Annotated in this window: 12 protein-coding genes and 7 tRNA genes; 9 read left to right on the top strand and 10 right to left on the bottom strand. The window is 72.7% G+C overall.

Translation table 11 applies throughout. The features are described 5' to 3' along the window. Positions 1-61: 61 nt before the first annotated feature. The 5 genes from ABT360_RS30155 to ABT360_RS30135 form a co-directional block, all read right to left on the bottom strand. A tRNA-Val gene (locus tag ABT360_RS30155) sits at positions 62-133 on the bottom strand. 34 nt (positions 134-167) lie between these two features. Further along, a tRNA-Val gene (locus ABT360_RS30150) sits at positions 168-239 on the bottom strand. Between the two features lie 19 nt (positions 240-258). After that, a tRNA-Val gene (locus ABT360_RS30145) sits at positions 259-330 on the bottom strand. Between the two features lies 1 nt (position 331). Next, positions 332-405 (bottom strand) — tRNA-Cys (locus tag ABT360_RS30140). 36 nt (positions 406-441) lie between these two features. Further along, a tRNA-Gly gene (locus ABT360_RS30135) sits at positions 442-514 on the bottom strand. A gap of 167 nt (positions 515-681) precedes the next feature. On the opposite strand from ABT360_RS30135, the gene ABT360_RS30130 reads away from it, so the two are divergent. The 3 genes from ABT360_RS30130 to ABT360_RS30120 are packed head-to-tail and all read left to right on the top strand — an operon-like array spanning position 682 to position 3422. After that, the gene (locus ABT360_RS30130) at positions 682-1737 is read left to right on the top strand and encodes a chorismate-binding protein (RefSeq protein ID WP_351823383.1); all 1056 of its coding nucleotides are present in this window, start codon (positions 682-684) and stop codon (positions 1735-1737) included. Next, on the top strand, positions 1734-2546 hold the full coding sequence (locus ABT360_RS30125) for an aminotransferase class IV (RefSeq protein ID WP_351823380.1): 813 nt from the start codon (positions 1734-1736) through the stop codon (positions 2544-2546). The genes ABT360_RS30130 and ABT360_RS30125 overlap by 4 nt, the downstream gene beginning before the upstream one ends. A gap of 33 nt (positions 2547-2579) precedes the next feature. Beyond that, complete coding sequence (locus ABT360_RS30120) at positions 2580-3422, top strand: GNAT family N-acetyltransferase (RefSeq protein ID WP_351823377.1); 843 nt, start codon at positions 2580-2582, stop codon at positions 3420-3422. A 5-nt stretch (positions 3423-3427) separates the two neighbouring features. On the opposite strand, the gene ABT360_RS30115 is transcribed toward ABT360_RS30120, so the two are convergent. After that, positions 3428-3961, bottom strand: a complete 534-nt coding sequence (locus ABT360_RS30115; protein WP_351823374.1) for a DsbA family protein — start codon at positions 3959-3961, stop codon at positions 3428-3430. 170 nt (positions 3962-4131) lie between these two features. Here ABT360_RS30115 and ABT360_RS30110 point away from each other — a divergent pair, with 170 nt between their 5' ends. Further along, positions 4132-4566, top strand: a complete 435-nt coding sequence (locus ABT360_RS30110; protein ID WP_351823391.1) for a hypothetical protein — start codon at positions 4132-4134, stop codon at positions 4564-4566. Positions 4567-4665: 99 nt separating this feature from the next. Continuing rightward, the gene (locus ABT360_RS30105; protein ID WP_351823394.1) at positions 4666-4854 is read left to right on the top strand and encodes a hypothetical protein; all 189 of its coding nucleotides are present in this window, start codon (positions 4666-4668) and stop codon (positions 4852-4854) included. 21 nt (positions 4855-4875) lie between these two features. Here ABT360_RS30105 and ABT360_RS30100 read toward each other — a convergent pair whose 3' ends face one another. Beyond that, positions 4876-5436: a CGNR zinc finger domain-containing protein gene (locus tag ABT360_RS30100; protein WP_351823371.1), complete on the bottom strand. Its 561-nt coding sequence runs from the start codon at positions 5434-5436 to the stop codon at positions 4876-4878. A 256-nt stretch (positions 5437-5692) separates the two neighbouring features. Then, the gene (locus ABT360_RS30095; protein WP_351823368.1) at positions 5693-6106 is read right to left on the bottom strand and encodes an SsgA family sporulation/cell division regulator; all 414 of its coding nucleotides are present in this window, start codon (positions 6104-6106) and stop codon (positions 5693-5695) included. Between the two features lie 190 nt (positions 6107-6296). Between ABT360_RS30095 and ABT360_RS30090 the strand changes: the two genes are divergently transcribed. Further along, complete coding sequence (locus ABT360_RS30090; RefSeq protein ID WP_351823365.1) at positions 6297-6755, top strand: TIGR02611 family protein; 459 nt, start codon at positions 6297-6299, stop codon at positions 6753-6755. A gap of 61 nt (positions 6756-6816) precedes the next feature. Further along, positions 6817-6891, top strand: a tRNA-Val gene (locus ABT360_RS30085). Between the two features lie 55 nt (positions 6892-6946). Here ABT360_RS30085 and ABT360_RS30080 read toward each other — a convergent pair. Further along, positions 6947-9277: an SCO7613 C-terminal domain-containing membrane protein gene (locus ABT360_RS30080; protein ID WP_351823362.1), complete on the bottom strand. Its 2331-nt coding sequence runs from the start codon at positions 9275-9277 to the stop codon at positions 6947-6949. 90 nt (positions 9278-9367) lie between these two features. Here ABT360_RS30080 and ABT360_RS30075 point away from each other — a divergent pair, with 90 nt between their 5' ends. Beyond that, a complete protein-coding gene (locus ABT360_RS30075) occupies positions 9368-9817 on the top strand; it encodes an SRPBCC family protein (protein WP_351823359.1) in 450 nt (149 codons plus the stop codon). Positions 9818-9856: 39 nt separating this feature from the next. After that, a tRNA-Val gene (locus ABT360_RS30070) sits at positions 9857-9928 on the top strand. A gap of 61 nt (positions 9929-9989) precedes the next feature. Here the strand turns inward: ABT360_RS30070 and ABT360_RS30065 are convergent. Then, positions 9990-10718 carry a 3'-5' exonuclease gene (locus tag ABT360_RS30065; RefSeq protein ID WP_351823356.1) on the bottom strand — a complete coding sequence of 243 codons (729 nt, stop codon included), beginning with the start codon at positions 10716-10718 and terminating at the stop codon, positions 9990-9992. Positions 10719-10858: the final 140 nt, after the last annotated feature.

Below are 10858 nucleotides of genomic sequence, written 5' to 3'. Positions count from 1 at the left end.
CATGACGCGCACGCTCGCCCCGGCGCCCGGCCGCGAGAGGCGGCCGGGGCTCCGGACGGTGTGGACGATACTGGGATTGAACCAGTGACCTCTTCCGTGTCAGGGAAGCGCTCTCCCGCTGAGCTAATCGTCCTCGGGACCACGATCCGGAGATCATGGGCACTGCGTGCGCGATACTGGGATTGAACCAGTGACCTCTTCCGTGTCAGGGAAGCGCTCTCCCGCTGAGCTAATCGCGCGGGGGATCCGAAGATCCAGTGGACGATACTGGGATTGAACCAGTGACCTCTTCCGTGTCAGGGAAGCGCTCTCCCGCTGAGCTAATCGTCCTTGGAGGTGGAGACGGGATTTGAACCCGTGTAGACGGCTTTGCAGGCCGTTGCCTCGCCTCTCGGCCACTCCACCAGGAGTGCAGGGGTTCGGGAATGATCCCCCACTTCGAGCGGACGACGAGATTCGAACTCGCGACCCTCACCTTGGCAAGGTGATGCTCTACCAACTGAGCCACGTCCGCTTGTCGGTTCCGGCCCGCTTCCGCGTCCCGGCGACGTGTTGAACTCTAGCGGATTCCCGGGCCAGTACAAAAACGCGTTTGCCCAGCGTGCTGCGCCGACCTCGCTCCGCACCAGGTCCGGAGGACGGCCGCGCCGTCCTGCCCGCCCCCGCCATAGACTCGCATCCGTGCACGACCTCGCTCCTCTGGCCCGCTTCGGCGGCCTCGTGGCAACCGACCTGCGGGATGTCACCAGTGACCCCGAGGCCCTCGACTCCGCCGGCTTCTGGGCCGTCTCGGCGGACTTCGAAGGCCGACTGACCTGCGCCCGCTTCGGTGACGTCCGCCCCGCCCCGGTGCCCGAGCCCGTCCCCGGGGCCTGGCGCGGGCCCGCCGCCGGTGACTGGACGTCCTCGCTCGACCGCGAGGCGTACACCGCCGGTGTACGGAGGATCCGCGAGCACATCGCGGCCGGCGACGTCTACCAGGCGAACCTGTGCCGGGTGCTCTCCGCGCCCCTGCCGGACCCGGCCGCCGATGTGGACGCGCTGACCGCGCTCCTCGCGCGCGGCAACCCGGCTCCCTATGCCGGAACGATTCGTCTGCCCGCCCACGGCGTGGAGATCGCCACCGCCTCGCCCGAGCTCTACCTGCGGCGTGACGGCTCCACCGTCGAGTCCGGCCCCATCAAGGGCACCGGCCGCACCGCCCAGGACCTCCTGGACAAGGACCGCGCCGAGAACGTCATGATCGTCGACCTCGTCCGCAACGACCTCGGGCAGGTCTGCGCCACCGGCTCCGTCACCGTTCCGGCGCTGTGCGCCATCGAGGCACACCCGGGACTCGTGCACCTGGTGTCCACCGTGCGCGGCGAGCTGACGCTCAAGGCGGGTTGGAAGGACCTCCTCGGTGCCACCTTCCCGCCCGGCTCGGTCACCGGCGCCCCCAAGTCCAGCGCCCTGAAGATCATCGAGGCGCTGGAGACCGCCCCCCGGGGGCCGTACTGCGGTGGCATCGGCTGGGTCGACGCCGACCGGCGGACCGGAGAGCTGGCCGTCGGCATACGCACCTTCTGGATCGACCGGGGCGAAGGGGAACCAGTGCTGCGTTTCGGCACCGGCGCCGGCATCACCTGGGGGTCCGACCCCGAGCGCGAGTGGGACGAGACCGAACTGAAGGCCTCCCGGCTGCTCGCGGTAGCGTCGGGAACGTACGAGGCGAGCGGAAGGACCATCCGGACATGAAGCTGTGGGTCAACGGCGAGCTGCAGGACGCGGAGGACGCCAGGGTCTCCGTGCTGGACCACGGCCTGACCGTGGGCGACGGCGTCTTCGAGACGCTCAAGGCCGTGGACGGCCGGCCCTTCGCGCTGGAGCCCCACCTGGAGCGGCTCACCCGTTCCGCGCGCGGCCTCGGCCTGCCCGACCCGGACCTCGACGAGGTGCGCCGCGCCTGCGCCGCCGTGCTGGAGGCCAACCCCATGCCGCTGGGCCGGCTGCGCGTCACGTACACCGGAGGGCTCTCCCCGCTCGGCTCCGACCGCGGTGACGCCGGCCCGACCCTTGTCGTCGCCCTCGGCGAGACCAGGCACCGCCCCGACACCACCGCCGTGATCACCGTCCCCTGGACCCGCAACGAACGAAGCGCCCTGGCCGGACTCAAGACCACCTCGTACGCGGAGAACGTCGTCGCCCTCGCCAAGGCCCACGAACACGGCGCGAGCGAGGCGCTGTTCGCCAACACCGTCGGACAGCTCTGCGAGGGCACCGGCTCCAATGTCTTCGTGGTCCTGGACGGACAGCTCCACACCCCGCCACTCGCCTCCGGCTGCCTGGCCGGGATCACCCGCGCCCTGACCGTCGAATGGACCGGCGCCCAGGAGACCGACCTGCCGATGGACGTCCTGGAGCGGGCCGACGAGATCTTCCTGACCTCCACCCTCCGCGACGTCCAGGCCGTGCACCGCGTCGACGGGCGCGAGCTGCCCGGTGCCCCGGGACCGGTCACCGCCAAGGCCATGCGGATCTTCGCGGAGCGCGCGGCGCAGATGTGAGCCCGTGGTCGTGGGGTGGGTAGAAGAGTGGCGATGACCACCACCCTGCGGCCGGCCGGGCCGCTCCAGCAGACCCCCGACGGCGCCCGATCCCGCACCTACGACGTCTGTGTGAACAGCCGCCGCGTGGGCGCCGTCGAGCTCGGCACCCTGCCCGGGGCCGGAGGGCGGGCGGCCGGAGTGATCCGTTCGCTCCACATCGACGAGCCGGACCGGCGGCGCGGCCGGGGCACGGTGGCCGCGCTGGCCGCGGAGGAGGTCCTGCGGGGCTGGGGCTGCGACCAGGTCTCCGTCTCCGTACCGGCCGACTCCACGGTCGCGCTGCGCATGGTGACCGCCCTCGGCTACACCGAGCGCAGCCGCAACATGGCCAAGGACCTCACCGGGCCACTGCCTCAAGCGCCCGCGCACGTCGCGGTCAGGCCCATGACGGAGGCGGAGTACCGGGACTGGGAGGTCCGGTCCGTGGAGCGCTTCGCGCGCAGTTGGGCCGAGCACGGCGTCCCGGAGGAGCAGGCCAGGGCGAGGGCCGAGGCGAGCCGCCGTGAGTACCTGCCCGACGGGCTCGCCACGGAGGGTGCCGCGTTCCACGTCGCCGTCCGGGACGGGGCGCCCGTCGGGCACCTGTGGACCGGCCGCCTGGAACTGACCCCCGGCGAGGACGCCGCGTTCGTGTACGACATCGAGGTCGCCGGCGACCAGCGCCGCAGGGGGTACGGGCGCACCCTGATGCTGCTCGCCGAGCGGATCGCCCTGGAGGCGGGGGAGCGCCGCATCGGGCTGCACGTCTTCGCGGGCAACGCCCCGGCCATCGGGCTCTATGAGTCGCTCGGTTACCGGACGACCCGCGTCCACGCCTTCAAGCCGCTGCTCTGAACCGTCTAGAGCTGGCCGCCCGGTTCGGCCAGGAGGCGGTCGGCGATCTCCTCGATGCGCTCGCGCAGCCCCTCCTGGCTTTTGCCGCCGTCCAGGCGCTCGCCGCCGATCACGTAGGTCGGGGTGCCGGTGACGCCGATCGCCTTGCCCTCCGCCTGGTCGGCGTCCACGATCAGCAGGTGCCGACCGTCGATGAGCGCGGTGTCGAACTCCTCGGTGTCCAGGCCCAGTTCCCGTGCCGTGTCGATGAGCACCGGTTCACCCTTGGCCGCCAGCTCCTCGGTCCTGGCCAGCACCGCCTCCGCGTACGGCCAGCCCTGGCCCTGCACGATCGCCTCCTCGGCGGCCTGCGCGGCGGCGTAGGCGTGCTTGTGCTTCTCCAGCGGGAAGTGCCGCAGCCGCACCTCCAGCCGGTCCCCGTACCGGGCGCGCAACGCGCGCAGGTCCTCCAGGGCGGCGTGGCAGTCGGGGCACTGGAGCTCGCACCAGACGTCGAGGACGACGGGCGGTGCGGTGCGGTCGGTGGTGGAGTCGTTCATGGGGGCAGTCTTCCAGCAGGACGCGCGGACCCCAACCGGGACCTGGGGAGGAGACGGGCCCGGAGATGTCCCGGAGATCCTTCCCGAGGACGGTCGGCACCATGGCCGCCGTGTGGGCGCACGGTGCAGGATGGAAGGGACGTACCGCCCCGCGCCGCCTGGAGGACCGGATGCTTGCCGAGACGATTTGCTCCGCCGTGTCCGCCGCCGGGCTGGGCCTCGCGGCGATCACCGCCTACCGCAAGAGGTTCCTCGCTGCCGCCCGTATCGCCGCGTACGCGCTCGTGCCGATCGGGCTGGTGATGACCGGCGCCGTGGAATGGCTGGCGGCGACCGCCTTCAGTCCGGTGGCGTGGGCCGGGTTCGGCGTCCTGGGCGTCGCCTGGGCGCTGTTCATGACGACCCGGGCGATCGAGCGGCGCCGGGGCGGCCGCCCGCGCAAGGAAGGCCGCAAGGAAGGCAAGGTCCACGGCCGCGAGGACGAGCGGCGGGCGGTCGAGCCGACCGCGTCCGCGCCCTCGCGGGCGGCCGGTGACCGTGCCACGGGGAAGCCGGCCGAGGACTTCAGCGACATCGAGGCCATCCTGAAGAAGCACGGCATCTGAGGAGGGACCACCGTCGCGGGCCCGGCAAAGGCCACGGGATGGGGTGAACTCCCGTGCCGATCATCACTGTTCGGGGTTCACGGGGCGCTCGGCTGCGCCATGATCGGCCACGAGATGCTGGAAACCTCGCGGGAGTCGTCCCCCGCCCCCACCGATGCCACCGACGCAACGACCGAGGAGCGACGCGGATGCCTCTTCGCGCTCTCCCAGCCACCCTTGATGATCTTCCTGGCGGTGATCGGCTGCCTGCTGCTGATGGCCGCCGTGCACGATCTGTTCGTGCTGTGATCGCGGGCTGACCGGCCCGGGTCAGCCGGCCGCCGCCTCCTTGCGGCGGGCCCGGTACGCCGCCACATGGAGCCGGTTACCGCAGGTACGGCTGTCGCAGTAGCGGCGCGAGCGGTTGCGCGACAGGTCGACGAACGCCCGCCCGCAGTCCGGAGCCTCGCAGCGGCGCAGCCGGTCCTGCTCTCCGGCCACCACGATGAAGGCGAGCGCCATGCCGCAGTCCGCGGCCAGGTGGTCGGCCACCGACGCGCCCGGCGCGAAGTAGTGCACGTGCCAGTCGTAGCCGTCGTGGTCGGTGAGCTGGGGCGTGGTGCCCGCGGCGGCCACCAGCTGGTTGATCAGCTCGGCGGCGGTACGCGCGTCGGTCGCCGAAAACACCTCGGCGAATCGTTTTCGTACGTCGCGTACGGCCCGCAGATCCTGCTCACCGAGCTGACCGACCCCGCTGACGTCATGGCTCCGCAGGAAGGCGTACAGCGCCGCGACGTCCCCGAGCCCGTCACCCTGTCCGCCTTCGGGTGCGGTGTTCAGCAGATCGACGACGGTGTCGAGCGCGATCCGGGTGTCGTGGGGGATCAGCACGATTCGCTCCCTGGCCTGTCGCGGGCGGGCGCCCGCCGGATGTGCGCCGACTCTAGCGGCTCGTGCGCGGTGCGCCCGGGCGGTGTTCCGGGGAGCGGGGCGCCGGGCGGCCGGAAAACGCGCCGACGCCGTCACCGCGGTGGTTTCCGCGGTGACGGCGCCGGTGTCGCCGTATCCGGCCGCTCACGGCCGTGCGAGCTCTCCGCGCGGCGCCGTCGCCCCGAGTCGGACGGCGCCGTGCGGCTGGCGTCTGGCCTCAGCTTTCGGCCAGGATGTGCGAGAGCTCCGTGTCGAGATCGAAATGACGATGCTCGGTGCCGGGCGGCACCGCGGCGTCGGTCCGCTTCAGGAACGACTCCAGGGCGCGCGCCGGGGCCTCGAGCAGGGCTTCGCCCTCCGGGGAGCTCAGCGCGATGCAGACGACGCCCTGGCCGTGGCTGCGGGACGGCCAGACTCTGACGTCGCCGGTGCCTGTGGGACGGTGGAGCCCTTCGGCGAGGAGGTCGCGGGCGAACACCCACTCGACCGTCTCGTCGGCTCCGGTGTGGAAGGTGGCGTGCACGGCATAGGGATCGGCCGTGTCATACCGCAGGCCCGCCGGTACAGGCAGTGAGGACTCGCTCGATACAACGAGGCGCAGGTGCAGCTCGCAGCTGACCGTGGTGTTCATAAGCGCCAGGGCCTTTCGCTCAGTGTGCGCTCGGGGATTCGCACGTCGGCGAAATCGACATGCCACCTACGGTGCCGTTGTAAACCCCTCTGTCTGTTTTGTGGCCCTTGAGGTACCTCGTATGGCGGTGTGCAAGCGGTCGTTATGCATCCATTCCGGTGCTCGGTCTCCGTCGGGTAGGTTGGGCCTTATGAACGCGGAGAGTGACGAGCGGGAGAAGGTCGCCCGACAGGTGACCACAGCACCCGCCACGGGGGACGTGACGGAAGAGGTGACCGCCGAACCACCACTGGGTTCGCGGGCGCCCGAGTTCATCAAGGCGCGCAGGACGCTGCATATCAGCTGGCAGGTCGGCGTATTCGTCGTCGGCCTCGCAGTCGTGGCCGCCGGTGCCGCGATGCTGGTCCTGCCCGGGCCCGGCTGGGTCGTGATCTTCGCCGGCATGGCGATCTGGGCGACCGAGTTCGTCTGGGCGCAGCTGGTGCTCCGCTGGACGAAACGGAAAGTGACCGAGGCGGCACAGCGGGCACTCGACCCGAAGGTCCGGCGGCGCAACATCATCCTCACCACGGTCGGTCTCGTGATCATGGCAGGTTTGATCGGCGTGTACCTCTGGAGGTACGGGTTCGCCATGCCCTGGACCATCTGACGGCGGCCTCCCAGATGGTCGGGGGCACCCGCTGACATGCGGTAATGTTTGCGGTGCGCCCGGGCGATTAGCTCAGTGGGAGAGCGCTTCGTTCACACCGAAGAGGTCACTGGTTCGAACCCAGTATCGCCCACCACCCGGCCCGAAGGCCCCGGAGACGATCCGTCTCCGGGGCCTTCGGCGTACCCGGGTCAGCCCATCCGTCCCAGGGTCTCGCGAAGGCGCCGGGCGTCGCGCAGCCGCTGCTCGTACGTGGCGCCCACCGCGAGCAGCAGCAGGCCGGCCAGCGCGGGCGGCAGCCAGCGGGGCAGCGCGCCGACCGCCTGGACGACGTACGGCGCCAGCTCGTGCAGCGCGTCCAGGGCCAGGACCGCACCGCCCAGCAGCAGCGGCGCCTGCAACCGCAGCCGGGCGCCGGCCAGCGTCACCGCGAGCGCCACCAGCCCGAGCAGCAGCGGACGCGGCCAGCCCGCGTCGCCCCACGCCGCGGCCAGGCTCGGCAGCAGGGTCGTGGCCAGCCCCGGACCGTACGCCGCCCACGACGACGCCTCCGGGTCGCGGCGCCGGCGCAGCACGCCCACCGCCAGCGCGGGCACCGTCACCGGCAGCGTGTACGCCTCCGGGGCCGACACCCCCGAGTCGGCCAGCCGCACCCAGGTCGCCACCACGAACAGCGCCGTGGCCGCGTACCCGGCCACCGGGCGCCGCTCCGGGCGCACCGCCGTGGCCGCCGCCACGACACCGCCCAGGGCCAGCACCAGCGCCAGGGCGGCCGGGCGGGTGGCAGCGAGCCCGACCGCAAGGGCACCGGCCGCAACGCCCGTCAGCTCCACCGGAACCGCGACCGGGCGGCGCCGCAGCCCCGCCCCGAGCGCCGCCGTCGCCGCCGGCACGGCGAGCAGCGCCACGCCGGTCAGGTGCGTCGGCAGCTCCACCGCGGCGGCGACGGCGCCCACGAAGCCGGTCGCCGCCACCACGGCGGCACATGCGGAGACCGTCCGGCGCGGGCCCCCGCCGAGGATCGCCGCGCCCGTGAGGAGCGCGCCGAGCACCCCCAGGACGGTGACCGCGGCCGCCTCCGAACCCCACGCGCCGGCAGCCACGGCCACCGCTCCCAGCAGCGCCCCGCCGAGGGCCGCGCCGCCGAGCACGTCCTCGGCCTCCGGCTCCCCGGACAGCCGGGCGGTCAACGCCGCCGGGCGTACCGCCAGGGCCAGGAACCCGGCCGTCAGCACCAGCCGGCCCATCAGCGTGGCCGTGTACGGCAGGGACAGCGCCTCCGGCAGGGACATCCCCGCCGCCCAGGCCAGGGCGAGCGCCCCGCAGCGCGCCCGGAGGGACCGCAGCGGCACCAGTACCCCGGCGACCGTCACCGGCACGACCACCACCGACCACGCGACGCCCGGCCGCTCACCCGTCAGCGCGCCCACCACCTGCGGCAGCGCCCACGCCACCGCCAGCGCCTGCACGCCCGCCGACGCGCCCATCAGGCCACGCCGTATCCCGCGCGGCAACCCGCCGCGTACCGCGACCGCCCACACCGCCACCGCGACGAGCAGGTACCCGGGCACGGCCCACGCCCCCGGCGCCGCCCACGCCTCCGGCAGCGCCTCCCGCACCAGCCCGCCGCCACCGGCCACCGCCAGCAGCCCCGCCACCACCGTCGGCGCCACGGCCCAGGCCTCCGCCCCGGCCGGGGCACGCCAGGCCCCGTACAGCGCGAGCCCGGCAGCGACCAGCAGCAACCCGGCCGGTCCGGCCCCGCCGCCCAGTACCGAGAACCAGGCGGCGGCCGTCACGGCCCACCCGCCCGTCACACAGGCCGCCACGCCCGCCGCCCTCCGCACCACGGCGCCCGGCCGGCCTCGCAGCGCCACCACCACATCGAGCCCGGCCGTCGCCAGCAGGGCCCAGCACACCGTCAGCGCACTCGCGTCGGACGCCAGCGCCCCCAACGGCAACGGCAACTGCCCGGCCACCACCGCCACCGGCAGCGGAACGCGCAGCCCGCCCACGACCACGCCGTACGCCGCCCAGAGCGCCGCCAGCACGGCCGAGGCGACCGCCGCGTACCCCACCGCTTCCCAGGCCGGAAGCGCCACCCGGTGCACCGCGTAGGCGTCCAGCACCGTCAGCAGCAGTCCCAGCGATGCCACCGCCTCCGCCGTCGACGCCAGCCGGCGGCGGAGCAGTACGACGGGAGCGGCCAGCGCCCCGGCAGTCACCACGGCGAGCACCGCCGAACGGCCACCGATGCCCAGGTGCCCCCAGTTGACCAGGGTGAAGGCCACCGCGGCGACCGCCAACAGCACACCGCCCAGCGTCAGCAGCACGTTCTGCGCACTGCGCGGGGCGGTCTCGGGGACAGGGCGCGACGGGGGAGTCGAAGCCGCCGCCGGCGCATACAGCACGCTCAGCAGCCAGGCCCTGCGGGCCAGCAAGTGGGATCGGCGGGCGTCGAGTTGGGCCAGCTCACGGTCCAGAACCACCAGCTCCTCGGCCGGTGACGGCACATTGTTCATGAGCGGAGTGTGGCTCGGGCCACATCGCCCGACATGAGCGTACGTACTCACACGCGGCATGAGTACGGGCCACCGGTGCAGACTCGCAGCATGAACTGGTGCCACTACCGCTTCCGCAACGTCTGGGACGTGCCCGCGCCGCCGGACACCGTCTACACGGTCCTGGAGCGCCCCGAGGAGTACCCCTCCTGGTGGCCGCAGGTGCGCGAGGTGACCCGGCTCGACGAGCGCACCGGTACCGCGCGCTTCCGGTCCTTCCTGCCGTACGAGTTGGTCGTCACCCTCACCGAACGGCGCCGGGACCCCGTCGCGCGCGTCCTGGAGACCGCTCTCGCGGGCGACCTCGAAGGGTGGGTCCGCTGGACCCTCACCTCGCCCGCCGGCGGTCGCACGCGCGCCGTCTACGAACAGGAGGTCGACGTCCAACGGCCCCTGATGCGCCGCCTCGCGCTGCCCGGCCGGCCCCTCTTCGTCGCCAACCACGCGCTGATGATGCGAGCGGGGCGCCGGGGGCTGGCCGCGCACGTGCATACGGTTTGAAGGAAACGGGCCCGGACCTGTATGGTTCAGTGCGTTCCCGGGCGATTAGCTCAGTGGGAGAGCGCTTCGTTCACACCGAAGAGGTCACTGGTTCGAACCCAGTATCGCCCACCGGGGAAGGCCGGTCCGTGACACACGGACCGGCCTTCACGCATTTCCGATCCCTTCCGTGTCAGGCCGCCGCCGCGGGCAGCTCCGGGCGCAGCGGCCATGCCGGATCCACCGCCTCCTGTGAACCGTTGCGCGCGAACCACGCCTGGAGGCCGCGCGCCTGGGCGGCGTGCCACACCGCCTGAAGCGTGTGCAGCTCCGCCGGCGACAGCCGTTCCAGACGGGACGCGAACCGGCGCCCCACCGCCCGGACGACCTCCAGCGCCGCCGTCGCGTCGGCCGCCGCGTCGTGCGCGCCGTCCAGTACCACCTCGTACTGGGCGCACAGGTCCGTCAGCGTACGGCGGCCCTTGCGGTACCGGTCCAGATGCTTGTCCAGCACCCGCGGATCCAGCACGCACAGCGGGACGTTCTGCAGATACCGGGAGAGCGACGAGGCGCGGTGCCGGCGCAGTTCCCGGTCGAGGAGGGTCAGGTCGAACGGCGCGTTCATCACCACCAGCGGCCGGCCCGCCGCGCAGTGCTCGGCCAGCTGCCGCGCTATCTCCTCCATCACGGGCGAAGGCCAGCGGCCGTTGCGCTGGAGATGATTGTCCGTCAGCCCGTGCACCTCGGTCGCCGCGGGCGGCACCGGTATGCCCGGATTCACCAGCCACCGGGTGGCCCGGACCCGTCCGCCCGCAGCGTCCTGGACGACGACGGCGGCCGACACTATCCGGTCCTGCTCGACGTCAACTCCCGTGGTTTCCGTGTCGAATGCGGCCAGGGGCCCCTCGTACCAGAGCGTCATACCCCGAACTCCTCGTGCGTGCCCGGCAGATGGCGTGATCCCCCTGCCCGAAACGGTGATACCCGCGCCGTTTGCACCGTACGCAGCGCGGTGACAACACAGGTGAGGGGCCGTCGAACTGACACCCCGTCGTCGGCCTG

Source organism: Streptomyces sp. NPDC000229 (genome assembly GCF_040300825.1).
Taxonomy (GTDB): Bacteria; Actinomycetota; Actinomycetes; order Streptomycetales; family Streptomycetaceae; genus Streptomyces.
The sequence above is the reverse complement of the archived record's forward strand: the minus strand, read 5'-3'. Positions and strand labels throughout refer to the sequence as shown.